Origin of the sequence: Corallococcus exiguus, from assembly GCF_009909105.1 — a bacterium.
GTDB classification, from domain to species: domain Bacteria; phylum Myxococcota; class Myxococcia; order Myxococcales; family Myxococcaceae; genus Corallococcus; species Corallococcus exiguus.
In genome coordinates this window covers 179892-204162 of the sequence record NZ_JAAAPK010000001.1, presented here as the reverse complement: position 1 = coordinate 204162, position 24271 = coordinate 179892, and the positions used below count along the sequence as shown (strand labels likewise).

Here is a 24271-nt window from a genome sequence, read left to right as displayed (position 1 = left end):
GTTACGCGGCCTCCGTGGCGCGGCTCATGCGGTTCTGCACCATGCTGTAGAGCAGCAGGATGCCGAAGATGACGGTGGAGTACGCCGCCGCGTAGCCGTGGCGGTAGCGCTCGAAGGCGAACTTGTACGCCTGGGTGACCAGGATTTCGGTGGAGCCGCCCGGGTCGCCGCCCGTCACCAGGAAGATGATGTTGAACATGTTGAAGGTCCACACCACCGACAGGATGACCGCGGGCACCAGCGCGGGCTTCAGCGCGGGCAGCGTGATGGCGGTGAACTGCTGCCACCGGTTGGCGCCGTCCACGCGCGCCGCTTCGTAGAGCTCACCCGGGATGGACTGCAGCGCGCCCAGCGACACCACCATCATGAACGGGAAGGACAACCATCCGTTGGTGGCCAGCGCCGTGAAGAACGACGTGAGCGGCGAGTCGAACCACGCCAGGCCGTCCCCACCGAACATCCGGATGACGTGGTTCACCACGCCGAACTGCTGGTGGAACATGCCCTTCCAGATGAGCGCGGTGATGTAGTTGGGCATGGCCCACGGCAGGATGAGCAGCACGCGGTACACCGGCCGCATCCTCAGATTCGGCACGTTGAGCGCCAGCGCGAGCAGCAGGCCCACCGTCACGCCGATGGTCACGTTCGTCACCGTCCACACGATGGTGAACAGGAGCGTGTAGTAGAAGTTCAGGTAGTTGAAGACCAGCGAGCCGTCCGCCGCCGTCTTCGCGAAGCTGAAGTCGCCCAGGATGTCCACGTAGTTGCGGAAGCCCACCCACAACTCAGACAGCGGCTGGCTGCTGTTGTAGAGGTTGGCGTCCGTGAACGACAGCGTGATGCCGTAGGCGAAGGGGAAGAACACCAGCACCACCATGCCCACCATGGCGGGCAGGATGTATGCGTAGGCCTGCCGGTGCTCCACCGCCGTGGCCACCGCGCGGTGCAGCGCGCCCAGGCCAATGAACAGCAGCACCGCCAGCCCCACCACGCCCAGCGCGCCCAGCGCCTTGCTCGCGTTGCCGCGCACCTGCGCGCCCGCCGCCGAGAGCTTGGCCTCATCCGGCGCGCCGGACTCCGTCAGCTTGCCCAACGGGCGGCGCATGGCGTCCGCGTCCCACGCGCCGGGCTTCAGCGCGGGCTCCGCGTTGAGATTGTTCGCGGTGATGAGCGCCTGGGCCTTCTCGCCGCGCGTGCGCAGCTCCGCGCTGACCGCGTCCTCCGTCTGCCGCAGCTCCGCGTCCAGCGCGCGCAGCGAATAGACGGTGTAGCCACCCAGGCCCGCCAGGAACAGCGCCGCCGCCACCGCCACGCGCACGCCCTGGCGCGACAGCGCGAACACCGCCGCCGCGCACGCCGCCAGCGGCAGCAGGAACGCCAGCAGCACCGGCGTCCAGGAAGGCGTTTCACCCTTCACCACCGCCGGGGTGAGGGACTCCACGGAGCCCACCACCTGCCCGTCCACCTCCACGGGCGCGGAGAGCAGCCGGCTCGCGCCGTTGTCGAGCAGCTCCGACTCCACCTCCGCCTTGCGCGCGCTGCCCTCCTCGCGGTTCGTCTCCACCGCGGCGCGCAGACGCTGGCCGCGGTCGTACAGCGGCTTCTCCTCGCGAGACAGCCGGCGCGGCGCCGCCTTGTCCCCGGTGTCATCCGGGAAGGTGGACGCCTCCAGCTTGATGCCGCTGAAGGCGATGACGCGCACGGAGCTTCCCGGCACGCCCGGCCAGCCCGCCACCACGGCCTTCACACCGTCGCCCGTGCCTCCCGCGCGCTGCACCAGGTCCGCCAGCCCCAGCAGGGACACGGTGGCCGTGCGCTGCTCGCGCTCCGCCGCGCGCTCCTGGTTGGCGCGCGCGAGCAGGCCGTGCGCCAGGAACAGGGACACGCCCAGCGCCAGGGCGAGCCCCACCAGCACGCGCCCCCGGTAGCCGCCCGCACGGCCGGAAGGCCCCGGAGTCGAAGGGTCCTTCACGGAACTGCTCGGGGCGGTGGAGACCGGCGTGGGGGCACCGGCCGCGGAAGGGGGCTGCTGGGGGACGTTCTGGCTCACTTCAGCTCCTCACTTACTTCTTGCGCAGGCCGGCGACGTCCTTCGCCACGCTCTTCTGGGCCGAGTCCAACGCCGCCTTGGGGGTGGCGGTGTTCTTGAACACGGTGTTCATCGCGCTGGTGGCCGGGGTCCAGACCATCGACATCTCCGGCAGGTTGGGCATGGGCACCGCCACGTCCACCTGGTCCTTCATCGCCTTGAGCAGCGGATCCGCCGCCACCTTCGCGTCCTGGTACACGGCCTGGTTCGCGGGGCTCTGGCGGCCCTCCAGGGCCAGCGTCTTGCCGGGGCCCGCGTCGGTGAGGAACTTCGCGAAGTCGTACGCCGCTTCCTTGCTCTTCGACGGGGCGGCCACGTACACGCCCTCCACCGTCATCCAGGGCTTCAGCGGCGTGCCCTTGTTCTCATCCAGCGTGGGCAGCCGCGCCAGGCCGTACTCCACGTCCTTGGAGACCTCGCCCAGGAACCACGGGCCGGAGAACACCATCGCGGCCTTGCCCTCATTGAAGAGCGAGGTGATGAGCGCGCTGGAGGGCTCCGCGGGGAGGATGCCGTCCTTGTTCTTCCACTTGAGGACCTGCTCCACCGACTTCACGTTGGCGGGCGAGTTCATCGTGGGGGCGTTCTTCGCGTCGAACACGCCGCCGCCGAAGCCGTTCATCACGGCCGCGTGGTAGTAGAAGTCGTTGTACGCGTACGCCAGACCGAAGCGGCCCGCCTTCGCGTCGGTGAGCTTCTTGGCCATCGTCACCATCTCGCCGGACGTCTTGGGCGGCGTGGGGACCAGCTTCTTGTTGTAGATGAGCGTGATGACCTTGTAGTTCAGCGGCAGGCCGTACGCCGTCCCGCGGTAGGTCATCGCCTCCATCGTCGTGGGGATGAAGCGCTTCTTCGTCGCGTCATCCAGGAAGAAGTCGATGGGCTCCACCGTGTTGCCCGCTTCAATCCAGCCGCCCAGGCGGTCCTGCGCGAAGATGAAGAGGTCCGGGCCCTTGCCGCGCGGCACGGTGGCGGAAATCTTGTCCGCGTAGGCGTCGTAGGGCACCGCCAGCGTGGTGACCTTGACCTTGCCTTCGTTCGCCTTGTTGTACTCGGCGACCACCTTCTCCAGCGCGGCCTTCTCCTCCGCGCGGTAGGCGTGCCAGAGCACCAGCTCCGTGGCGGCGAAGGACGGGACGGGCAACAGGCCGACTGCGCACAGACAGAGGGCCGCGAGCAACGTTCGCAGGTGCGTCATTGAGAAAATCCTCCGGGATATCAAACGGAAAGCCGCAGCTCGGATTCAGCGTCGAAGAGATGCAGGGACTCCAGCTCCACCGTCACGGGAAGGGCGGCGCCAGGTTCCGGAGTCGCCTGGGGCGGCAGGCGGAAGACCAGCGGGTTGTCTCCCAGGCGGGCGTGCACGATGAGCTCGTTGCCCAGCGGCTCCACCAGCTCCACGCGCGCCTCCGCGGGCGCGGACTCGCCGCGCGCGACGTTCCCCGCGGGCAGGACGTTGTCCGGGCGCAGGCCCACCTTCACCTTGCGGCCGCCCTTGCCCGCCGTGGCCGCGCGCAGCTTCTGCGGCACCGGCAGCTTGAAGCCGTCACCGGTGAACGACGCACCGTCCGCGTCCAGCGTGGCGGTGAGCATGTTGATGGGCGGCGTGCCGATGAACTGCGCCACGAACACGTTGACCGGCTTCTCGTAGACCTCCAGCGGGGTGCCCAGCTGCTGGAGCTTGCCGTCCTTCATCACCGCGATGCGGTGGCCCATGGTCATCGCTTCGATCTGATCGTGCGTGACGTAGACGGACGTGACCTGGAGCCGGTGCTGGAGCTTCTTGATCTCCGAGCGCATCTGCACGCGCAGCTTCGCGTCCAGGTTGGAGAGCGGCTCGTCGAAGAGGAACACCGCCGGCTTGCGCACGATGGCGCGCCCCAGGGCCACGCGCTGACGCTGGCCGCCGGACAGCGCCTTGGGCTTGCGGTCCAAGAGGTGCGTGATGCCGAGGATTTCCGCCGCCTCGTCCACCAGCTTGTCCATCTCCGGCTTGGGCGTCTTGCGGATCTTGAGACCGAACTCCAGGTTCTGCCGCACGGACATGTGCGGATAGAGCGCGTAGTTCTGGAACACCATGGAGACGTCCCGGTCCTTCGGCGGCAGCGTGTTCACCGCGCGCTCACCGATGGAGATGGTGCCTCCGGAAATCTCCTCCAGGCCGGCGATCATCCGGAGCGCCGTGGACTTGCCGCAACCGGACGGCCCCACGAGGACCATGAACTCATGGTCGCGGATATCGAGGTTGAGCCCCTCGATGACCGACACGTCTCCGTAACGCTTCGCCACGTCCTTGAACGACACGCCGGCCATCAGGCCCTCCAGCAAGAGCCCCGCTCGCGCCGGTGACAACAGCACGTCCGGGTCAGGTTCTGCGCATGCACCGCCGGGTGCCTCACGGCACGCGTCCGAGGATGCGCGCGGACAGCGGCGGAAGCGCCAGGTCCAGCGTGGCGCCAGCCTTCGTCCGCCCTCCGTTCAGCAGATCCTCCACCTCGCCGACGCCCGTCCACGCTTCCGGCCACGGCACCGACACCGCGCCCTTCGTCTTGGCGCGGTTCACCGCCACCACCACCGTGTCGCCGGACGCTTCGTCGCGCCGCTGGAAGACATACACATCGCCTTCAGTGGAGAGCGGCGAGTGCGTGCCCCGCGACAGGGCCGGGTGCGCGCGGCGGATGGCGATGAGGCGCTTGTAATAGTCGCGCAATGCCTCGTCGCGCTTCTTTCCCGCGCCGGGCTTCACCGCCTGCTTGCCCCACGGCATGTCGCTGCGGTTCTGCGGCCAGTCACCGCCCGCGCGGCCCACTTCCTCGCCGTAGTAGATGACGGGGATGCCGCTCGTGGTGAGCTGCAGCGTGGCGGCCAGGCGGAAGAGGGGCACGTTGCCTTGCAGCTGGTGCAGCGCCCCGTCCACGTCGTGCGACGACAGGAAGTGCGACAGGTGGTGGCCCGGCGTCACCTTCGCGCGAGACTGGAGGTAGCGGTCGAACGCCACCGCGCGGCCACGGCCCTGCACGAAGCCCAGCGCGTTGCCCTGGAAGGCGAAGTCGAACCCGGCGTCCATCTCATCCGGAGTGAAGTACGGCGCCAGCCCCTCCACGTCGCCGCCCCACAGCTCGCCCAGCAGGAAGAAGTCCGGGGAGATCTCCGCGCGCGTACGGCGGCGGTGTTCCTTCCAGAAGTCGTGGGACACGTGCTTCACGGTGTCCAACCGGAAGCCGTCCACGCCGGAGCGCTTCGCCCAGTCGATCTGCGCGTCCAGCAGGTACTTCGCCACCTCCGGACGTTCGGTCTTGAAGTCCGGCAGGCCCGCCACGCACGACGTCAGGTCATCCGAGCCGCAGGTGCCCTTGTCTTCCGAGCGCAGCCAGTCCGGGTGGTCCTTCAGGTAGCGCGAGTTGTAGCCCGGGTGGTTGTAGACGACGTCCAGCAGCACGCGGATGCCGCGAGCGTGCGCCGCGTCCACCAGCGCCTTGAAGTCCTCTTCCGTGCCGAAGCGCGGATCCAACGCCTGGAAGTCGTCCGCCCAGTAGCCGTGGTAGCCCCAGTCCGGGAAGCCAGAGCCGGTGACGAAGCCCGGGATCTGCTTCAAGAGCGGCGTCACCCACAGCGCGGTCACGCCCAGCGACGACAGCTCCTCCAGCTTCGCGGTGAGCCCCTTCAGGTCGCCGCCGTGGAAGGTGCCCGCCGCCTTCACGTCGCCCTTCTCGTTGTTGGAGGGATCGCCGTCCGCGAAGCGATCCACCACCACGAAGTACAGCACCTCGTCCGCCCAGGGCCGCGCGGGCTCCTTTTTCTCAGAAGCCGGAGCAGCCTCCTTCACGGGTTCGGGGGCGGGGGTCGTCCGAGCCTCGGGAGCCTCCGGAGCGGGCGCGGCGGGCTGCGTCGCGGCGGCCTCCGGCGCGGGCTGCGTCGGCGTCGGAGGGGCCGTGGCGCACCCCGCCAGACACAGGGCCACAAAGCCCTGGAACATCGGGCGCCACCCACCCCGGTGGGAGGCAGCGTTCGGTTGTGGGCAGGGGAGGCTGGAGGACATCTAGGCGCGGCACTGTATCCAACAGTCTGGAAAGGGGTGAAGGGTCGTCGGAACAATCGGCTGATGGCGCAACGCGCCATGTTCCGGATGTCTTCCTCTGCACACCCGTGTGACGCATGGCGCGGGCGGACTCAACGGAGCGCGCGATTCCTGCCGCACCGCGTCTCGGTTGGATGCCTTTTCCATCCGACGTCCTGGGGTGGATGTGCGGGTTCCAACTCTGATCATCCAGGGGGTCACGTAAACCCTGAAGACGACCCAAGGGTCACCCCCGACAGGACCGGCTGGTACCGTGCCGGGGATTTACACCCCCCTTGGAGGTTTCCCCTGAGAGTTCCATTCGCGGTTCCCCGCATGACGCGAGCGCTCGCGTTAGGCGGGCTCCTGGCGGCGCTCGTGCCGCTGTCGGCGCTGGCGGCGCCCACGTCGGTGACGGTCGTTGGCGATCTGCAGAGCGAGGCAGGCTGCGCCTCCGACAACGACCCCACCTGCGCGCAGACGGCGCTGACGTACGACGCGGCGGACGACAAGTGGCAGGGCTCGTTCAACGTGCCGGTGGGCACCTGGCACTTCAAGGTCGCGCTGGACGGTTCGCTGGCGCAGACGCACGGCGGCCCCGGCGGCGCGAACGTGGTGCTGACGCAGACGACGGCGGGCGCGGTGAAGTTCTACTTCGACGCGAACACGCTGTACGTGACGAGCAACCGCTCCAGCACCATCGCCACGGTGGCGGGCACGCTCCAGGCGAAGCTGGGCTGTCCCGGTGACTGGTCCCCGGACTGCCTGCGCACGATGATGCAGGACCCGGACGGCGACGGCATCTACACCTTCACCACGACCGGGCTGACGGCGGGCATCTACGAGTGCAAGGTCGCGCTCGACGAAAACTGGGGCACCGCCTACCCGGGCAGCAACGCGGCCTTCGAGGTGGAGAGGGACAACCAGGAGATGATCATCACCTTCGACTCGGGTGCCTCCAAGAAGGTGACCATCCGCGCCGCGGACGCTCCGGCGGGGGACCTGCTGCTGGCGCGGGCGCACTGGATTTCGCGCGACACGGTGGTGTGGAGCCCGGAGGTCGCGGTGCCCGCGGGCACGGTGTTCAAGCTGCACACGGCGCCCACGGGCGGCATGACGCTGAACAGCACCGGCGTGCAGGGCGGCACGGCGGTGACGCTGACGGTGGACGCCGCGGGCCTCACCCCCGCGCAGGCGGAGCGCTTCAAGAACCTCCAGGGCCGCACGGTGCTGAAGCTCGCCGAGGCGGACGTGGCCAACGCGGCCACGTGGCTCAAGGGCCAGGTGGCCCTGTCCGCGACGAACACGGCGGGCGTGCTGCTGGACGCCACCAGCGCGCAGCTCGCGGGCGTGCTGGACGACCTGGACACGTATGACGGGCCGCTGGGCGCGACGTTCGAGAACGGCATCCCCACGCTGCGCCTGTGGGCCCCCACGGCCAAGAGCGTGAACCTGCTGCTCTTCGCGGACGGCACCCCCACGTCCACCTTCACCCGCGTGGCCATGACGGCCGGCGACAAGGGCGTCTGGAGCGCGACGGGCGACGCGACGTGGAAGAACCGCTACTTCCTCTACGAGGTGGAGGTCTACGCCCGCAAGGAGGGCAAGGTCGTCACCAACCGCGTCACGGACCCCTACTCGGTGTCCCTCTCCATCAACAGCGAGCTGAGCCAGATCGTGGACCTTTCGGACCCCGCGCTCGCGCCGCAGGGCTGGAGCACGCTGGCGAAGCCCGTGCTGGAGGCCCCGGAGGACATCGTCCTCTACGAGCTGCACGCGCGCGACTTCAGCATCAACGACCTGACGGTGCCGGAGAACGAGCGCGGCACGTTCAAGGCGTTCACGCACGAGTCCGACGGAATGAAGCACCTGACCCGGCTGGCGAAGGCGGGCCTGACGCACGTGCACCTGTTGCCGGTGTTCGACATCGCGACCATCAACGAGGACCGCGCGGCGCAGCAGCACCCCGCGGGCGACCTGGTGTCGCTGCCGCCGGACTCCGACCAGCAGCAGGCGGCGGTGAAGGCCGTGGCGGACCTGGACGGCTTCAACTGGGGCTATGACCCGTACCACTACACGGTGCCGGAGGGCAGCTACTCCACCAACGCGCAGGGCACGACGCGCACGGTGGAGTTCCGGCAGATGGTGCAGGCGCTCAACCAGCACGGCCTGCGCGTGGTGATGGACGTGGTCTACAACCACACCAACTCCTCCGGGCAGAACGCCAAGAGCGTGTTGGACCGCATCGTCCCGGGCTACTACCACCGCCTCAGCGACGACGGGAACGTGGAGACGAGCACCTGCTGCCAGAACACCGCGTCCGAGAACGCGATGATGGAGAAGCTGCTCATCGACTCCGTGGTGACCTGGTCCAAGGCGTACAAGGTGGACGGCTTCCGCTTCGACCTGATGGGCCACCACATGAAGTCCAACATGGTGAAGCTGCGCGCCACGCTGGACGCGCTCACCATGGAGAAGGACGGCGTGGACGGCAAGGCCATCTACGTCTACGGCGAGGGCTGGGACTTCGGCGAGGTGCAGAAGAACGCGCGCGGCACCAACGCCACGCAGCTCAACATGGCGGGCACGGGCATCGGCACGTTCAACGACCGCCTGCGCGACGCGGCCCGCGGCGGTGGCCCCTTCAGCGGGCTCCAGGACCAGGGCTTCATCAGCGGCCTGCTGTCCGACCCGAACAGCTCCAACCAGGGCACGGAGGCGGCGCAGAAGGACCGGCTGCTGCTCTACGGCGATTGGATCCGCGTGGGCCTGACGGGCAACCTGAAGGACTACACGCTGGTGGACGCCACCGGCAAGTCCGTCACTGGCGCGGAGGTAAAGTACAACGAGGGGACCCCGGTCGGCTACACGCTGGACCCGCAGGAGGTCATCACCTACGTCTCCGCGCACGACAACGAGACGCTGTTCGACGCGGTGCAGTTGAAGGCGCGGCGCGACCTGCCCATGGCCGAGCGCGTGCGGATGAACAACCTGGGTGTGTCGCTGGTGGCGCTGAGCCAGGGCATCCCGTTCTTCCACGCGGGCGACGAGCTGCTGCGCTCCAAGTCGCTGGACCGCAACAGCTACAACTCCGGTGACTGGTTCAACCGGCTTGACTGGACCTACCAGTCGAACAACTGGGGCGTGGGGCTGCCCATCGTGGAGGACAACGACGACGGCCGGGCCCGCTGGGCGCTCTTCAAGCCCATGCTGGCGGACGCGGCGCTGAAGCCGGCGAACGCGGACATCGTCCGGGCGCGCGACCACTTCGAGGAGATGCTGACCATCCGCAAGAGCTCGCGGCTGTTCCGCCTGCGCACCGGTGACGAGGTGAAGCAGCTGGTGCGCTTCGAGAACACCGGTCCGGACCAGATTCCGGGCCTCATCGTGATGGCCATGCAGGACCACGGCACGAACGCCGAGGGCAAGCGCGCCATCGTGCTGTTCAACGGCACGGACGACGCACAGACGTTCAAGGCGGACGGGTACAAGTCCCTGAAGCTCAAGCTGCACCCGGTGCTTCAGGCCTCCACGGACCCGGTGGTGCGCACCTCCGCGTACGACGCGGCCACGGGCGGCTTCACGGTGCCGGCGCGCAGCACCGCCGTGTTCGTCACCGACGACGCGGTGGTGGACCCGGATCCGGATCCGCAGGACCCCCAGGACCCGGACGAGTCCGACGGCTGCAACTGCCAGAGCACGGTGCCCGGCCCCCTGGGCGCCACCAGCCTGCTGATGCTCTGCGGCCTGGCGCTGAAGCTGCGCCGCCGCCGCGCGTAGCCTGAAGGCACTGGACTGGAAATGAAGCGGGCCCCGGATGCGAAGCGCGTCCGGGGCCCGTGGTGTTTCAGGGGTTGGAGAAGCTCAGGGGACGGTGAGGATCTCCGCGCCCGTGTCGGTGACGAGCAGGGTGTGCTCGAACTGGGCGCTGCGCAGGCCGTCCGCGGTGACGACGGTCCAGTCGTCGTTCCACGTGCGGTGGTCCCAGTGGCCCTGGTTGATCATCGGCTCCACGGTGAAGATCATCCCGGGCTGCATGACGGTGTCGGCTTCGGGCTCGTAGTAGTGCGGCACCTGGAGCGCGGTGTGGAACGTCTCTCCGATGCCGTGGCCGCAGTAGGCGCGCACCACGCTGGTGCCGTTCTTCACGGCGTGGGCCTCCACCGCGCGGCCAATGTCGCTGATGGGCCGGCCCGGCTTCACGGCGGCGATGCCGATGTCCAGGCACTCCTTCGCGATCTGGACCAGGCGCTGGTGCTGGGGCTCCACGTTGCCCACCAGGTACGTGGCCGAGCAGTCGCCGTGGACGCCATCCAGGTAGATGGTGATGTCCAGGTTGACGATGTCGCCGTCCTCCAGCGCGCGGCTGTCGGGGATGCCGTGGCAGATGACCTCGTTGACGGAGGTGCAGAGCGACTTGGGGAACTTGTGGTAGTTCAGCGTGCTGGGGTAGCCGCCGCGCTTGAGGTAGGCCTCGTGCGCGATGGCGTCCAGCGCGTCCGTGGTGATGCCCACGCGCACGTGCTGCGCGGTCTCCGCCAGCACCTGGGCGGCGGCCTGGCAGGCGCGGCGCATGCGGGCGATGACGTCCGCCGACTTCACGTCCGGCTCGTTGCGCGAGCGCGAGGGACGGCCGGCCACGGAGTCCGCGTAGTCCGGCCGGCCGATGGTGAGCGGCACCACGCGGCGGGGGCCGACGATGCCGGGGCGGATGCCCTTGCGGTTGGTGTCGGCGCCCTTGCGGCGGGCCTCCACGGTGTCCGCGCCGCGGTGGCACTTCTTGTACTTGGAGCCACTTCCGCACCAGCAGGCGTCATTGGGCCCGGGGAGGACGGCGGGGGCGTTTCGGGGGGTGGCGGTGGTCATCGGGAGCCTCGGGAGCTTGTGTCGGTAGTGGCGGCGGCCTGGCGGGCGCGGGCCCAGCGGAGCATCTGGGGCTTGAGCCAGAGGCGCGGGCGCCCGGCGCCCAGGTCGAGCACCGGACGGGGCATGTCCGGGTACCGGCGCAGGTACGTGCTGACGCTGTTGGGGTGGGCAAGGCGCAACAGGCCCGCCACCTCCTGGGCGTCAATCAGGTCCTTCGTGTTCACCAGGGGGCACATGGGGCGTGTCTATACCCGTAGACACACGGGGATGCACGGATTCCTTCCCGGGCCGGGAGGCTGCCCTCCAGGGGCCTGCCTGCTTCCGGACACGACAAAGCCCCGGGCTCCATGAGGGAACCCGGGGCTTCGGGACGGCAGGGACGTCAGGTGGGGAGGACTACTCTGCCCACCAGGTCTCGGTCATCACGCTGAAGCCGTTCACGGTGTCCACGTAGATGTGGACGGTGTTGCGGCTCCAGGGGTCGTTCTCGTAGGTGATGATGCAGCCCTTGAACGAGCGGCCCTGGGTCAGCGCGTCCAGGTTCGCGAAGCCCGCGTCACGGACCGTGGTGGAGACCTTGGTGTTACCGCCGACGTAGTTGAAGGCGCGCTGGACCTCGGCGCGCACCTCGGCGGCATCGGCCAGGTTCGGGCGGATGGAGGCGCCGTAGGGGACGCTGGTGGGCTCCAGGCCGAAGCACGTCTTGTCGTCGCGGTAGTAGTGGTTGGCGGACGCGATGTTCCACCAGTCGAAGTGGCGCAGGGTGGTGGCGCCGTAGGACCCGTTGGAGGGAATGGCGTTGATGGCGGTGAAGAGCGCCTCCAGGGGGCGGCTCAGGGTGGCGGAGTTGCGGATGTTGCGGAAGCTCACGTCACCAATGCCCGCCGTGTCGGCGATCTGCTGCGCGTTGGCGAAGGGGCGCGCGTTGAGCAGGTTCACGGCGCCGTTCCACGCGTCCGGCAGGACGTCGTGCAGCTCCGAGTCGTCGATGCTGTTCACCAGCGCGACGATGGCGGTCTGGTCGTCACGGGAGATGGCGATGCCATCCAGGATGCCGACACAGTCCGCGTCGATGAAGTCCATCGTCCGGGCGCCGCCCTCCAGCTGCTTGAGCCGGGCCGGGCCGACGAGCGGCACGGTGGACAGGTCCGCCAGCGACGTGAACGGCGTGGTGGCGCGGCGGTTCACGAGGTTGGTGACCACGTTGCTGGGCAGGTAACGGTCGAGGAGCGAGTACGACGCCGTGTTCGCGAACTCGAGGATGCCCGAGCACTCGATGGCCACGTCGACGTTCGTCGTGGTGAGGATGGGCGCCTGCTGCTGCTGCTCGGCGGACGGGGTGGTGGAGCCGGACTCGGGGGTGGTTCCAGCTTCGGAACCGGCACCGCAACCCACGAGCATGCTCACGGCGAGAAGGGCTGAGCCAAGACGACGCATCAGGGACTCCTGAATGGGGGGATTACCGCGATGAGACGCGGCTTAATACATCAAATCCGTCTGACACCACCGGCCCGATACGCGCCCTGTTCGTGTCACATTTCGGTCACCGCCCCTCTGTTCCGCTGACAGCGTTCCGCCCGGGTCCACGAGGCGAGACTTCCTGACGTGAGAACACACGGACCCAGGGTTGTCTCCGGCGCCCGGCCCCGATCGACCTTCCAGGTTGAGTGGAATTCATGCGACCCTGGGAGTCCATGGGTCAGGAAGGGTCACAGGTGTTCCCGGGGGCGCTCCAGCCCGGCGCGGTGGTGGGGCGCTGGCGCGTGCAGGGGACGCTGGGAGTGGGCGGGTACGGCGCGGTCTACCGGGTGGAGCCGCTGGACGCGCCGGGGCGGAGCTTCGCGCTCAAGCTGTCGCTGCATCCGGACCCGGCCCGGGCGCTGCGGGAGATGGCGCTGTTGTTGGACCGGGCGTGGCATCCGAACGTGGTGCGGGTGCATGCCACGGGGCGGTGGCCGGATCCGGTGGAGGGGCTGCCGTACTTCGTCATGGACTGCGTGGAGGGGATGGCGCTCCACCTCTGGACGGAGACGGTCAACCCCACGTTCCGGCAGGTGGCCATGGTGGGCGGCTCGGTGGCGATGACACTGGGCGTGCTGCATGCGCGAGGCGTGCTGCACCGCGACCTGAAGCCGGAGCACATCCTGATCCGCGCGAGGGAGCAGGTGCCGGTGCTCATCGACTTCGGGGCGGGTGACCAGACGGGGGCCGCGACGCTCACGACCACCACCCTGCCCCCGGGGACGCTGCACCTGCGCAGTCCAGAGGCCATCCGGTTCCAGCAGCGCCACTGGAGGCAGCCGGAGCTGCGCTATCCGTACCGGGAGGCGGATGACCTGTATGCCCTGGGTGTGTGCCTGTACCGGGCCGTCACGGGGCACTACCCGTTCCCGCCGGGGCAGGAGCCGGAGCTGCTGGCGGTGGCCATCACGGAGCGGCTGCCGCCGTCTCCCCGGGACATCAACCCCCAGGTGCCGGAGCCCCTGTCGAGGGCCATCCTGCGGCTGTTGGAGAAGGAGCCGGAACAGAGGCCTCGCACGGGGGAGGTAGCGCACTCGGAGCTGATGCGAGGGCTGCTCTCGGGTGGAGCGGCGGCGTTCGAGGCGCACCTCTTCGACGAAATTCCGGGCACGCCGAATCAGATCCGCCGTCCGGCGTGGCCCGCGCAGCCGTACCTGAAGCCCGCGCCAAGGCCCCGGCCTGTTCCCGAGCCGGTGGCCCCGCGTCGGTTCCCGGCCTGGGGGTGGGTGGGCGTGGTGGTGTGCCTGGGATTGCTGCTGGCGGGACCCGGGACCTGGGAGGTCCTGCTTCGGGGGTGGACTCCACATACAACCCCAGGGGTCCCAGAGAGTGTTTCCGCCCCTGTTGGTCATAAATTAGCGATCACGCCGGACCGCCCGCACAGTGTTCCCGTCGCCGCCCCCGTGGCAGCGCAGAAAGAGGAACACGCTCCCGTGACGACCAAGCCCCCTGCCCCGCCGTCTCCAAAGCCTGCCCGTGCACTCAAGACCGCTGCGCTTGCGACCTGTATGGCGGGCATGGCCTGCGCCAGCGCCCCCCTGGTGGATCGTCCCACGCCTCCCGCCGAGGACTGTCCATTGGATGCGCAGGCGGCGATGCAGAAGCTGGAAATCGAAGGCGTGCAGTGGGCTGCCAAGCTCGAGCCGACTGTGCGCTCCAGGCTCGTCACCGTCCGCGAGGGACGTGCTGCCGTGTACACGCATGGCGCAGAGGGGCGCGTCAGGCACGGTTCCATGCTGACGGGCACGCTCTATGTGGGTTCCAAACGGGTCTACGGCCGTTTCACCCAACTGCGTCAGGAAAAGACCGGTGAAACATTTCCTGTCTGTGTCGAACTCTGGTTCAACCCGGATCGCACGCGGGGCGTTCCTCGCAGTGAAGGGGGGGACGAGAACACCGCCATCGTTCCCAACCTGATATCCGTGAAGGGCGTGTGGCGGTACGACGAATAGGAGGGCGCGTGCTCCTGTTCCTGGTTCCGTTTCTGGCAGCCGCGGATGGAGGCGCGTCCGACAAGCAGGCCTGCACCGACGTGGGGCTGGCAGTGCTCCTCTCCGAAAAGATCCTGGGGCAAGGAGGAGTCCAGACGTTGGAAATGGAGGAACTCGTCACGAGTCCCTCAGGCGGAGATTTCCGTGTCAGGAGCTTCCGCTCTGTACGCCGGGTCGCCGTGCAGTTGGAGTTCTCTGGAGGGATGCCGCTCTCCGGCAAAGCCACCAGGGCGGTCCTCAGTGGACCGAACCATCAGGCCTTGAAGGTCGTGGAAGTCATCGAGCGGGATCCAGACTCCGAAATCGGATCCGCCATGATCATCGTTGAAGCCGAAGCGCAGCCCCGGGAAGCTCGCGGTGTCTACACGCTGGAACTTTTGGACGCGGAAGGCACACGGCTGCTCGTCCTTCCAGGAGTGCGGTTTCCTTCCATTTGATCAATCCGCAGGTCAGGGCATGACGGGCCGCATGAGCCCTGCTTTGGCCAGCAGTGCTCCGATACGGTGGCCCTGCTCGATGTGCTCGGGGTTCCTCGCGGAGATGCGCTCTGGCGAGAGGATGATGAGCGCGCCCTTGTCCTCAACTGGCTCAATGCGGACTGGCGCGGGAAGCGGTGGCACTGTCCCCCGGCGTCGCGACTGGTACGTGACCCAACCGACGAACGCACCTGCTGTCGAGTCCGCGTTCATCTGCTTGCGGTACTCATGAGATCCGGCGACCGCCCAGTCAGGGTCGAGAGCGAGCGCCATGCTGCGCAGCACTCCGCTCAACACGGGCACTGACATCAGCCGCTCTGTATGGGGGCCCTTACTCGGAAGGGACATGACACAGACGTTGGCATTGACCTCACTGTAACAGCCACAAGTCATTCGCAGGTGCACACCGTCAGTCTCCAGCCCGCCATTGCCAAACGAGAAACTAAAGCCGAGCGATGCAAAGACCGGCCCGCCCCTTTCTCGATTCACCCCGCGTCGGAACAACTCCGTGAGAGTGCTGAGGTCAGGTGGCATCAGCGGGTACTTGCGCACGTCCTTGAGTGACCGGGTAGGCTTGTACCAAGTTGCCAGGAGCGGATCGTACGGCGAAAGCAAGTTGAGAAACTCCGCCGTGCGCCGCGCGCACTCTTCGGGAGATTCCTCGCGCGGTCCCCAATAGGCACCTGCGTAGTACATCTCAGGCCAGGTTGTGGTTTCGAAGCTTGCGGTCACGCGTTTCTCCTCAGCGCGCTGGGGTGTGGATGACCTTGATAACGCTGATGGTTTCGCTCTCAAGCAACCATTCAATGGCCTGGGCGGCCCCGGCTTCCGCCACATGCCACTCAATGAGGATACCCATGCCTCGAACGATCTCATTCTGGCGCTTTGCTTGTGCAACAAGGTCAGCCGCACCTGAATTCTTGAACCACGCCTTGGGCTCCAGGCCGTCGAAGAACTTCGCGTAGCCGGGCCCCTTGGCCTCCAGTAGCACGCCGTCCTTGAAACCGTCGAACTTCACTCCTCCGGCTTGCGTGCTGGTGCCTCCCACCCAGTACGCCTCATCCGCTGTGTGCCCCGTGATCTGCTCCTGGTAGCGCCGGGCACGCGGCTTCATGGACTCCTTCACGGGTCCCCATTGGCCGGGGCCCTTGGAGGGGGCACCTCCCTGCGTCGCCGTGGACGCACGCTGGAGGACGATGGCCGCCCCTGGCCCTCCCCCAAGAACCGAGGCCGCGCGGCCTACAGGCACCGAGACACGCTCGATGGTGAGCGCTCCTTGCGCGGACAGCGACAGGACCGGCACCGTTGCTTCGGCACCCGTCAGGGCTCCTGTCACTGTTCGCGTCGCGGATGTCGCGGAGCCTGTGGTCAGGAGGAGGTTCGTGGCCAGCTCGGCCACGGTCCGCATCTGGTCGCCTCGAGACATGAACCGGAAGCGCTCGAAGTACTCGGGCGATGACGCGAGGAGCGCGGCCACTCCCGCGGGCAGGTCCTTCAACGCGGTGACGCTGTCCAACGGGTACGTGAAGAACTTCCCCAGCGCGAGCGCCAGCTTCACGACCGCGGCTTCCGCCCCGTCCAGCGTCCTGCCAATGATGTCGGCGTCGCTATACACCTCGACGAACACCGGACCGTTCACTGGCGCCAGCTGCTCGTCCGCGAGCTGGAAGACGAAACCATTGCTCACGTAGAAGCGGCCCAGTTCGAAGGGGCCTGCCCGGAACGCGCCGTCCTTCCACTCCACGGCTCCGGCCTTCTGCTGCGTGCGGCCATTCCACACCCAGGCGAGGTAGCCGTCTGGCCGCAACACCGCGACCCGGCTGTAGCGCTCGACCCTGCGCGACAGGTCGTCGCGCGACACCGCGCCTTCCGCCAGCACCTCGCGCAACACCTGTCCCACGGCCATACGGGCGGGAAACGTTCCCAGCGTCACGGGCTTGCGCAGCAGCAGGGTCAGGAGCCGCGCCGCCTGCATGGAGGTGAGCGATCCTCCCGGCAGCGGCCGTTCGTCGCCCGCTTCCAGCCCCGCGTCCGTCAGCAACTTCTCCCAGACATCCTCCTGGAGTGCCGGACTCGCGGCCACGGCCACACGGCCTGGACTCGCGCCCGTTCCCTCTTGGCGGATGGCCTTGCGACGGTGCAGCCGAGGCATCTCCTCCGCGGGCTCGACGATGGCTGCGTGCGAGGATGCTTCAGGGGATGCTTCAACCGCGACCGTGCGCGGCGTGTAGCTCAGGCTCCTGCCGGACACGGGCCGCAGCGGGGTGCAGCCAGTGACGAGCACGGCCAGGCACACCCACAAAGCCTCAGCGCGCACTGTCCACCCCCAGGCCCACCGAAGCGAATGCTCCGGGTCGGAGCGTTCCGTCCTCTTCCGGGAACAACAACGTGCCGCCCGTGCCCATCACGTAGAGCTTCCCCGCGAGGACCCGCCAACGTGCTTCCGCCGCGCCCAGGTAGCGGGCTCCGGGCTGTCCCAGGCCCATCCCCAAGCCCTTCAGCGCCACCTCCAGGTCGCGTCCCAGCAGTTGCACCGCCACCCTGCCGTCCACGTCCAAACGGCCCCAGGAGAAGGCCTCCGCGCTCAGCGACAATCGCAGGTGCCGTTGCAGCCCGCCGTAGCTCACGGCATCCCAGCCCGCCCGCACCTCGCCCTGGAGGGAGTAGCCATCCGGGAAGGAAGCCGTCGCCAGCGGGGCTCCGTCCGGGCTCGCCGTTCGAAAGCGGGCCAGTTCGTAGTCCGGCCCGAAGAAGCCCTGTCGGAAGCCTCCGTGCTGCCTGCGCACCTCCAGCCGCAACGAGAGGTCCAGCGTGGGTGTCCCCGCGTCCGCGCCAGCCCCCACCACCGCCCCCCACGCGCCCCCTTCACCTAGCCGTCCTCCCCATCCCATCAGCAGGTGCGCTTCCAGGCCCGGACGCGTCAGCACCACCGCCGTTCCGTCCAGATGCGCCAGCGTCACTGCGGACGTACGTCCTCCGGCCCGTCCCCAGTCGTGCACGGCGGAGACGGCGAGCGTGTAGCGCCCGGGTTCGCGGCCTCGTCCGAAGAGGAGGTGCTGAACGTCCAGCGAGAGCTCCGCGCCCATCAACCGCGCGCCCAGCACATCCGAGACGAACGCTTCCGTGTAGAGCGGCCCCAGGGTGCCCGTGAGAAAGCCTCCCGCCGGGTGGTAGTCGGGGTTCGTCCGGTTGGAGTAGTGGCGCACCAGATGCGCCGACAGCAGGCTGTAGTCCTCCAGGGCGCCCAACCAGACACCCACGGGCGATGGGTCCGAGCCCAGCTTGAGGGCTCGCACGAGCTGGCCCCAGTCCGACGGACTGTCCCAGTCCTCGCGCCGCAAGCGCCCCGTACCTCTCTCGCCGCCCCACAGCCGCAACCGCACGGGAGCGCCCAGGCTGACGCCGAGCTCCGGGCCACCGTCGAGGATGAGCGTGGGCTCGATCTGGGCGAAGCCTTCATCCGCGCCTGCGCCAGCACGCGGCAACAATGCCAGGGTCGTCACCTCCAGCCGCGTCAGCGAATACACCGACTGTTCTGCTGAGTCCTCGGAGTCCGGCGGAGATGCAATTGCGTCCATTGCAGGCAGGAGTCCCAACCACAGCACCATCCACCGGCGACCGCCCATCGATCGTGACTCCTGGCTGCGTCCCTGCATGGGGAGTGGAACCAGGTCATACTCGGCGGGTCCGACAGCCTTGCCGGAGCCCTTGGCTCAGAATCCAGTCACCCATGAGCCGTCGCTTCTTCGAACTTCATGACGACGTTCAGCAACCTGGGCGTTGGCACCTCACCCATCCGACACAACCGGACGGTGCCGAACTGGAGGACCCCTGGCAGTTCACGGAGGGACGCTCCATCGCAGTCCCGCCCAGGCTCCGGGTTCCCATTGATGTTCCAGGCCGCCCGCTCGATTTCTCGCTCGCGGGACTCAGCGTTCCTCTCGTTCACGTCCGGATCGCGAACGTCTTCCTCGAAAGGGCCCCCCAGGATGTGCAGCTTGTACCCGTGGAGGTTCCCGGCCAGCCCGACCAGTACTGCATCCTTGTCGTGACCCGGCTCCTGGAGTGCATCGACGAGCGAGCATCCCGCGTGCGATTCTGGAGCGAGGAGGATGGCATCCCGGAGAAGGTGGGGCAGTACTCCTCCGTGCGGGATCTCCACGTCGATCCCGCTCGCATCGCGAATGCACGTGCCTTTCGAGCCAAGGGCTGGCCAGGCCCGCTCCTCATCTCCGAGGAGATCAAACAGGGCCTGGAGTCGTTGAAGACCACCGGCGCGCTGTTCACGCCTGTCTGATCAGAACCCCATCGACAGCGCGACCTGCTCCGTGCGGTTCACGTCGTCCAGCACCTGCGCGAGCTTTTCGCGGACGGCCGCGGGGGCGTCCGGCCCCAGGAACAGCCGCAGCGTCGGGGAGCCCGCGTCCACGGCGTCCACGATGGCCTTCGCCGCCTTCACGGGGTCCCCGGGCTGCGTGCCGGCGGACTGCGCCACCCAGGCGCGCATGGGCCCCAGCGACTCCGCGTAGGCCGGCAGCTCTGGCATCGGCCGGAATGATGGGCCCAGCAGCTTCGTGCGGAACATGCCCGGATCCACGATAAGCACCTTCACTCCGAATGGCGCGACCTCCTTCGCCAGCGACTCGGACAGGCCCTCCAGGGCGTGCTTCGCCGCGCTGTACGCACCCGCGCCCGGGTATGGGACCAGCCCGGACACGCTCGAGAGCTGCACGAGGGTGCCCGTCCTCCGCTCCCGCATGTGCGGCAGCACCGCTCGCGTCATCGCCACTGCTCCGAAGAACAGCGGCTCGAAGGCCGCTCGCAGCTCCGCGTCGCTCGTCTCCTCCACCGCCCCCAACAACGTGTAGCCCGCGTTGTTCACCAGCACGTCGATGGCACCGAAGCGCTTCAACGCCGCCGTGATGGACTCCTGCACCTGCTCTGGCTTCGTCACGTCCAGCCGGACCGCGAGCACCCGGTCCGGGGCCCTCGCCACCAGGTCCTCCAGCGTGCGCGGGTCTCGCGCCGTCGCGACCACGCGCTCCCCTCTCGCGATGACCTCCTCCACGATGTTGCGGCCAAACCCAGACGACGACCCCGTGACGAACCAGACCTTGCCCTGTGCGCTCATGACTGCCTCCGTGGCCCATGAAGTACGCCCCGGGCCTCCGCTCCGAAACGCGTCGTCTCTGGATGCACTTTGTAGCTACGCTAAGGAATGCGCGACGACCTCTCCGGCCTGATGGCGTTCCTCGCGGTGGCTCGCAGACGCAGCTTCACCGCCGCCGCGTCGGAGCTCGGGGTCACTCCCTCCGCGGTGAGCCAGAGCCTCCGGGCCTTGGAAGTACGCGTGGGCGTGCGGCTCCTCCAGCGCACCACCCGCAGCGTGGGACTCACCGAGGCCGGCTCGCGCTTCCTGTCGCGGCTCGAACCCGCGATGCACGGCGTGCAGGACGCCTTCGAGTCCCTGGGCGAGCTTCGCGACCGGCCCACGGGGCTGCTGCGCCTGACACTGCCCCGCTACGGCTACCAGGAGGTGCTCGGCCCTCGCCTGGCGGAGTTCCTCACCGCCCATCCCGACATCCGCGTGGACATCCATCTGGACGACGTGCTCGTCGACATCGTCCAGCAGGGCTTCGACGCGGGCTTCCGCGTCGGTGAGCTCGTGAACCGCGAGATGATCGCCATCCCCGTGAGCGGCGACATCGTCATGCACGTGGTGGGCTCGCCAGCGTACTTCGCGAACCGCGGCAAGCCGAAGCACCCTCGCGAGCTGCGCGACCACGACTGCATCAACTACCGCAGCCGGACCACCGGCGGGCTCCTCCGCTGGGGGCTGAGCGACGGCGGAAAGCGCATCGAGGTCGCCGTCGAGGGCCGCGCGGTGTTCGACGACGCGGAGCTGGTGCTGGACGCCGCCGTCGCCGGGCTGGGGCTCGCCTATGTCCCAGAGAGCCGCATCCGGAAGCTTCTCGCGGAGAAGCGGCTCGTGCGCGTGCTCGAACCGTACTCCACCACCCTCCCCGGCTTCTTCCTCTACTACCCGAGCCGCGCCCAGGTGGCGCCCAAGCTCAAGGCGCTCATCGACTTCTTCAAGCTGAAGCGGCGGCGCTGATCACGCCCGGCGGCGACAGCCACGGGGCCGCCAGCGCTTCGGCATCATCCAGCAGCCGCGGACGTCGGGCCTCGTCGGGGAACGGTGCCGCCGTGCTCCGGGGAAGCGCGTCGTACGTGCGCCCATCCAGCACCCGCCCGGCCGCCGCCTTGCGCTTACCGCCCCACTGCTTGAAGAAGAAGGCCACGCCCGCCGCGTCGCACTGCTCGCGCACCGAGCGCACCCACTCCGGGTCCAGCGGCCTCGCCTTCGCTCCGCTCTCGCCTCCGACAATCACTCCGTCGATGCCGGTGAAGTCCACCGGACCCAGGTCCTCCAAGAGCGGCTCGATGGACAGGAAGCGCACCCGCGCGGGCGCCGCTTGCAGGTGCTTCACTCGCGGCAGGCCGTACTTGCGGTCCTCCACGCTCACGCCCCACCAGACGTTTGGCAGCCTCGCCGCGAACGCGAGCCGCGTGGACAGCAGCCGCCGCATCCGCTCCGCGCGCTTCGTCAGCACCTGGAACGTGTGCCAGTCCGCCAGCGCCATCACCCGCGCCACCGTCTCGATGTACGCCTCCGGGACGTCATCCAGGAACAGGTCGCTCATCGAGTTCACGAACACGCGCTTGGAGGCCTTCCAGCGCAGCGGCTCGGCGAGCTTCCCCGGAATCAGCTTCAGGTCGAAGCCCTGCTCGTACGGATGCCCCGGCACGCCCCGGAACCGCTCCGCGAACGTCTCCGCGTAGCAGTGCTTGCACCCGGGGCTCAGCTTCACGCAGCCGCGCACCGGGTTCCACGTCGCGTCCGTCCACTCAATCTTGGAGTTGTCAGCCATGGCGTCTGGAGGGAACACCCGGCCCGCCTGCCTCCATCCCCCGCTACTTCGCGGGAGGCGGCTCCACGGGCAGCGACTTCGCCCGCTTCTCCACCGCGCGCAGCGTGTCCACCACCGCGTCGTTCTGCCCCACGCTGGCCAGGAACCCGGGGACGGAACCTCCGGGGTCCACCGTGAACTTGTAGACGACCCAGGACGTGCCCTCGCCCTTGGGCTCCACCTTCCAGCTGCCCTCGTTCAGCCGCAGGCGCACCACGTCCCGCCTGGCGGGGAACGCGTCCGGCTCCGCCTTCCAGCGCTGCTGGTACACGCCCGTCCCGTCCGGCGCGACCTTCGACTCCGTCACCACGTGGCAGATGTAGTCGCGCGAGGACACCACCGGCAGGTCCAGCCGCGTGTACGTCAGCCGCCCGCCGTCATCCGTGGGCCGCACCACCCGCGACTCCTTCACGTACGGCATGAAGAGCCGGTACGACGCCTGGTCCTCCAGCGCCGCCTGGATCTGCGCGGCGCTCGCCTTGAGCTCGCCTTCCGCCCAGATGTCCTTCGCCTTCGTCCCCGGACGGGGCCGGACCTTGATCACGAAGGGCTTCGTCGCCACCGTCTCCCATTCCTGCGCCCCCGCCACGCCCGCCGCCAGCACCACCGCCAGGGCCAGGCCCCACCGCCGAGTCATTCCCAACATGTGTCTGCCCTTCGGTTCCGCGCGCCGCCGGCCCTCGCGGCGCGTGCGTCACCTGTATCCCATCTTTCCGACACCCGAACGACCCGGGCCTGCCCACGGAGCGACTCGGGCACACGGGCCGCTCGACTTTGCGTGCAAGCCTTGGCAAGCCTTGCTCCCATGGCTCCTCAATTCTCCGGTCCCCCGCCCGAACGCGGTCTGTTCTGCAACCGCACCCTCAACATGCGCGCCATCAAGGCCGTGGGCTACGACATGGACTACACGCTCATCCACTACCGCGTGGAAGCGTGGGAACGCCGCGCCTACGAATACATTCGCGACCGTCTGGTGGAGCAGGGCTGGCCCGTGGCCGACCTGACCTTCGACCCGATGCTCGCCATCCGCGGCCTCATCATCGACACCGCCAAGGGCAACCTCCTCAAGGCCAACCGCTTCGGCTTCGTGAAGAAGGCCCTCCACGGCAGCCGCCCCATGGACTTCGAGTCCCAGCGCGAGGCCTATACCCGTACCGTCATCGACCTGGCGGACCGGCGCTGGGTGTTCCTCAACACCCTGTTCTCCCTCTCCGAGGCCTGCATCTACGCGCAGCTCGTGGACCGCCTGGACGCCGGCCAGCTCCCCGGTCCCATGGGCTACGCGGACCTCTACGAGCACGTGCGCAAGAACCTGGACGCCACGCACATGCAGGGGCGCCTCAAGGCGGAAATCATCGCGGACCCCGAGCGCTACGTCATCGACGACCCGGAGACGCCGCTCGCGCTGCTGGACCAGAAGAACGCCGGCAAGAAGGTGCTGCTCATCACCAACAGCGAGTGGGCCTACACCGAGCCCATGATGCACTTCGCCTTCGACCGGCACCTGCCCGAGGGCATGACCTGGCGCCAGCTCTTCGACGTGGTCATCGTCAGCGCGCGCAAGCCCGAGTTCTTCACCACGCGCTCCACCCTCTTCGAGGTGGTGGAGGCCAACGGCGAGGCGCTGCTGCGGCCGCACTCCGGTCCGCTCGACAAGAACAAGCCCTACTTCGGCGGCAGCGCGCTGGAGCTGGAGCGGCACCTGGGCCTGTCCGGCGACGAAATCCTCTACGTGGGCGACCACATGTTCGGCGACGTGCACGTCAGCAAGAACGTGCTGCGCTGGCGCACCGCGCTCATCCTGCGCGAGTTGGAGGACGAGGTGCGCGCCATCGCCGCCTTCCGCGCCACCGAGGTGCGCATTGGCGAGCGCATGCTCAAGAAGGAGCGCCTGGAGGCGGAGAGCTGCCAGGTGCGCCTGGAGATCCAGCGCCGTCGCCACCATTACGGCCCCCGCTCGGACGTCGCGGAGGGAGAGCTGGTGGCGCGGCTCACGGAGCTGCGCGCGGAGCTGGAGGCGCTGGACGCGGAGCTGGGCCCCATGGCCCGCGCCGCCGGTGAGCTGTCCAACCCGCACTGGGGCCTGCTCACCCGCGCCGGCAACGACAAGAGCCATCTGGCGCGGCAGGTGGAGCGCTACGCGGACATCTACACGTCGCGCGTGAGCAACTTCCTCTTCGCCACGCCGTTCGTCTACCTGCGCAGCCCTCGCGGCAGCCTCCCGCACGACCCCAGCATCCCCGGCGGCACCCCGGTGTTCACCACCGGGGACGGCGCGGGCAGCGGCCCCGCGGAGTAGC

Annotated in this window: 19 protein-coding genes; 6 read left to right on the top strand and 13 right to left on the bottom strand. The window is 68.4% G+C overall.

Going from position 1 to position 24271, the window contains the following annotated elements; all coding sequences use genetic code 11:
• Position 1: 1 nt before the first annotated feature.
• The 4 genes from GTZ93_RS00895 to GTZ93_RS00880 all read right to left on the bottom strand — a co-directional run bounded on the left by GTZ93_RS00895 (position 2) and on the right by GTZ93_RS00880 (position 6065).
• Positions 2-2050: a carbohydrate ABC transporter permease gene (locus GTZ93_RS00895; RefSeq protein WP_121754899.1), complete on the bottom strand. Its 2049-nt coding sequence runs from the start codon at positions 2048-2050 to the stop codon at positions 2-4.
• Between the two features lie 13 nt (positions 2051-2063).
• Positions 2064-3287, bottom strand: a complete 1224-nt coding sequence (locus GTZ93_RS00890; RefSeq protein ID WP_139918974.1) for an extracellular solute-binding protein — start codon at positions 3285-3287, stop codon at positions 2064-2066.
• 20 nt (positions 3288-3307) lie between these two features.
• Complete coding sequence (locus GTZ93_RS00885) at positions 3308-4402, bottom strand: ABC transporter ATP-binding protein (RefSeq protein WP_126933737.1); 1095 nt, start codon at positions 4400-4402, stop codon at positions 3308-3310.
• Positions 4403-4484: 82 nt separating this feature from the next.
• Positions 4485-6065, bottom strand: a complete 1581-nt coding sequence (locus tag GTZ93_RS00880) for an alpha-amylase family glycosyl hydrolase (protein WP_139918973.1) — start codon at positions 6063-6065, stop codon at positions 4485-4487.
• 417 nt (positions 6066-6482) lie between these two features.
• Between GTZ93_RS00880 and pulA the strand changes: the two genes are divergently transcribed.
• Entirely contained in the window at positions 6483-9926 is a 3444-nt protein-coding gene (pulA, locus tag GTZ93_RS00875) for a pullulanase-type alpha-1,6-glucosidase (RefSeq protein ID WP_139918972.1), read from the top strand.
• Between the two features lie 84 nt (positions 9927-10010).
• Here pulA and map read toward each other — a convergent pair whose 3' ends face one another.
• The 3 genes from map to GTZ93_RS00860 all read right to left on the bottom strand — a co-directional run bounded on the left by map (position 10011) and on the right by GTZ93_RS00860 (position 12449).
• Positions 10011-11012: a type I methionyl aminopeptidase gene (gene map, locus GTZ93_RS00870; protein ID WP_161662602.1), complete on the bottom strand. Its 1002-nt coding sequence runs from the start codon at positions 11010-11012 to the stop codon at positions 10011-10013.
• Positions 11009-11248 carry a hypothetical protein gene (locus GTZ93_RS00865; protein WP_120560747.1) on the bottom strand — a complete coding sequence of 80 codons (240 nt, stop codon included), beginning with the start codon at positions 11246-11248 and terminating at the stop codon, positions 11009-11011. Before GTZ93_RS00865 ends, map begins: the two co-directional genes overlap by 4 nt.
• Positions 11249-11408: 160 nt before the next feature.
• Positions 11409-12449 (bottom strand): helix-hairpin-helix domain-containing protein, encoded by a 1041-nt coding sequence (locus GTZ93_RS00860; protein WP_139924038.1) that lies wholly within the window; start codon positions 12447-12449, stop codon positions 11409-11411.
• 239 nt (positions 12450-12688) lie between these two features.
• On the opposite strand from GTZ93_RS00860, the gene GTZ93_RS00855 reads away from it, so the two are divergent.
• Positions 12689-14485 (top strand): serine/threonine protein kinase, encoded by a 1797-nt coding sequence (locus GTZ93_RS00855; RefSeq protein WP_161662601.1) that lies wholly within the window; start codon positions 12689-12691, stop codon positions 14483-14485.
• Positions 14486-14493: 8 nt separating this feature from the next.
• Positions 14494-14961, top strand: a complete 468-nt coding sequence (locus GTZ93_RS00850; protein WP_161662600.1) for a DUF2381 family protein — start codon at positions 14494-14496, stop codon at positions 14959-14961.
• 12 nt (positions 14962-14973) lie between these two features.
• On the opposite strand, the gene GTZ93_RS00845 is transcribed toward GTZ93_RS00850, so the two are convergent.
• From GTZ93_RS00845 to GTZ93_RS00835, 3 genes are read right to left on the bottom strand one after another with little or no spacing between them, the layout of a single operon-like run.
• Positions 14974-15732 carry an immunity 52 family protein gene (locus GTZ93_RS00845; RefSeq protein WP_257979555.1) on the bottom strand — a complete coding sequence of 253 codons (759 nt, stop codon included), beginning with the start codon at positions 15730-15732 and terminating at the stop codon, positions 14974-14976.
• Between the two features lie 10 nt (positions 15733-15742).
• Positions 15743-17317, bottom strand: coding sequence for a Tox-REase-5 domain-containing protein (locus tag GTZ93_RS00840; protein WP_139923800.1), 1575 nt, complete (start codon positions 17315-17317; stop codon positions 15743-15745).
• Positions 17307-18578, bottom strand: coding sequence for a hypothetical protein (locus GTZ93_RS00835; RefSeq protein ID WP_161662676.1), 1272 nt, complete (start codon positions 18576-18578; stop codon positions 17307-17309). Before GTZ93_RS00835 ends, GTZ93_RS00840 begins: the two co-directional genes overlap by 11 nt.
• 152 nt (positions 18579-18730) lie before the next feature.
• Between GTZ93_RS00835 and GTZ93_RS00830 the strand changes: the two genes are divergently transcribed.
• Complete coding sequence (locus GTZ93_RS00830) at positions 18731-19297, top strand: imm11 family protein (protein ID WP_139923231.1); 567 nt, start codon at positions 18731-18733, stop codon at positions 19295-19297.
• On the opposite strand, the gene GTZ93_RS00825 is transcribed toward GTZ93_RS00830, so the two are convergent.
• Positions 19298-20131: an oxidoreductase gene (locus GTZ93_RS00825; RefSeq protein ID WP_139923229.1), complete on the bottom strand. Its 834-nt coding sequence runs from the start codon at positions 20129-20131 to the stop codon at positions 19298-19300. It abuts the gene before it with no gap.
• Between the two features lie 87 nt (positions 20132-20218).
• Here GTZ93_RS00825 and GTZ93_RS00820 point away from each other — a divergent pair, with 87 nt between their 5' ends.
• Positions 20219-21115 carry a LysR family transcriptional regulator gene (locus tag GTZ93_RS00820; protein WP_139923228.1) on the top strand — a complete coding sequence of 299 codons (897 nt, stop codon included), beginning with the start codon at positions 20219-20221 and terminating at the stop codon, positions 21113-21115.
• On the opposite strand, the gene GTZ93_RS00815 is transcribed toward GTZ93_RS00820, so the two are convergent.
• The gene (locus tag GTZ93_RS00815; RefSeq protein WP_139923226.1) at positions 21093-21932 is read right to left on the bottom strand and encodes a DUF5131 family protein; all 840 of its coding nucleotides are present in this window, start codon (positions 21930-21932) and stop codon (positions 21093-21095) included. The genes GTZ93_RS00820 and GTZ93_RS00815 overlap by 23 nt on opposite strands.
• A gap of 43 nt (positions 21933-21975) precedes the next feature.
• Positions 21976-22617 carry an SRPBCC family protein gene (locus GTZ93_RS00810; protein WP_121755024.1) on the bottom strand — a complete coding sequence of 214 codons (642 nt, stop codon included), beginning with the start codon at positions 22615-22617 and terminating at the stop codon, positions 21976-21978.
• A 159-nt stretch (positions 22618-22776) separates the two neighbouring features.
• On the opposite strand from GTZ93_RS00810, the gene GTZ93_RS00805 reads away from it, so the two are divergent.
• Positions 22777-24270 carry an HAD-IG family 5'-nucleotidase gene (locus GTZ93_RS00805; RefSeq protein WP_120581388.1) on the top strand — a complete coding sequence of 498 codons (1494 nt, stop codon included), beginning with the start codon at positions 22777-22779 and terminating at the stop codon, positions 24268-24270.
• The last annotated feature ends 1 nt before the right edge of the window (position 24271 follow it).

Bases quoted from the DNA above. Each gene is read 5' to 3' on its own strand.
- GTZ93_RS00890 (WP_139918974.1), bottom strand. From the start codon at position 3,287: ATGACGCACCTGCGAACGTTGCTCGCGGCCCTCTGTCTGTGCGCAGTC.
- GTZ93_RS00885 (WP_126933737.1), bottom strand. From the start codon at position 4,402: ATGGCCGGCGTGTCGTTCAAGGACGTGGCGAAGCGTTACGGAGACGTG.
- GTZ93_RS00880 (WP_139918973.1), bottom strand. From the start codon at position 6,065: ATGTTCCAGGGCTTTGTGGCCCTGTGTCTGGCGGGGTGCGCCACGGCC.
- pulA (WP_139918972.1), top strand. From the start codon at position 6,483: ATGACGCGAGCGCTCGCGTTAGGCGGGCTCCTGGCGGCGCTCGTGCCG.
- map (WP_161662602.1), bottom strand. From the start codon at position 11,012: ATGACCACCGCCACCCCCCGAAACGCCCCCGCCGTCCTCCCCGGGCCC.
- GTZ93_RS00865 (WP_120560747.1), bottom strand. From the start codon at position 11,248: ATGTGCCCCCTGGTGAACACGAAGGACCTGATTGACGCCCAGGAGGTG.
- GTZ93_RS00860 (WP_139924038.1), bottom strand. From the start codon at position 12,449: ATGCGTCGTCTTGGCTCAGCCCTTCTCGCCGTGAGCATGCTCGTGGGT.
- GTZ93_RS00855 (WP_161662601.1), top strand. From the start codon at position 12,689: ATGCGACCCTGGGAGTCCATGGGTCAGGAAGGGTCACAGGTGTTCCCG.
- GTZ93_RS00835 (WP_161662676.1), bottom strand. From the start codon at position 18,578: ATGGACGCAATTGCATCTCCGCCGGACTCCGAGGACTCAGCAGAACAG.
- GTZ93_RS00830 (WP_139923231.1), top strand. From the start codon at position 18,731: ATGAGCCGTCGCTTCTTCGAACTTCATGACGACGTTCAGCAACCTGGG.
- GTZ93_RS00825 (WP_139923229.1), bottom strand. From the start codon at position 20,131: ATGAGCGCACAGGGCAAGGTCTGGTTCGTCACGGGGTCGTCGTCTGGG.
- GTZ93_RS00820 (WP_139923228.1), top strand. From the start codon at position 20,219: ATGCGCGACGACCTCTCCGGCCTGATGGCGTTCCTCGCGGTGGCTCGC.
- GTZ93_RS00815 (WP_139923226.1), bottom strand. From the start codon at position 21,932: ATGGCTGACAACTCCAAGATTGAGTGGACGGACGCGACGTGGAACCCG.
- GTZ93_RS00810 (WP_121755024.1), bottom strand. From the start codon at position 22,617: ATGTTGGGAATGACTCGGCGGTGGGGCCTGGCCCTGGCGGTGGTGCTG.
- GTZ93_RS00805 (WP_120581388.1), top strand. From the start codon at position 22,777: ATGGCTCCTCAATTCTCCGGTCCCCCGCCCGAACGCGGTCTGTTCTGC.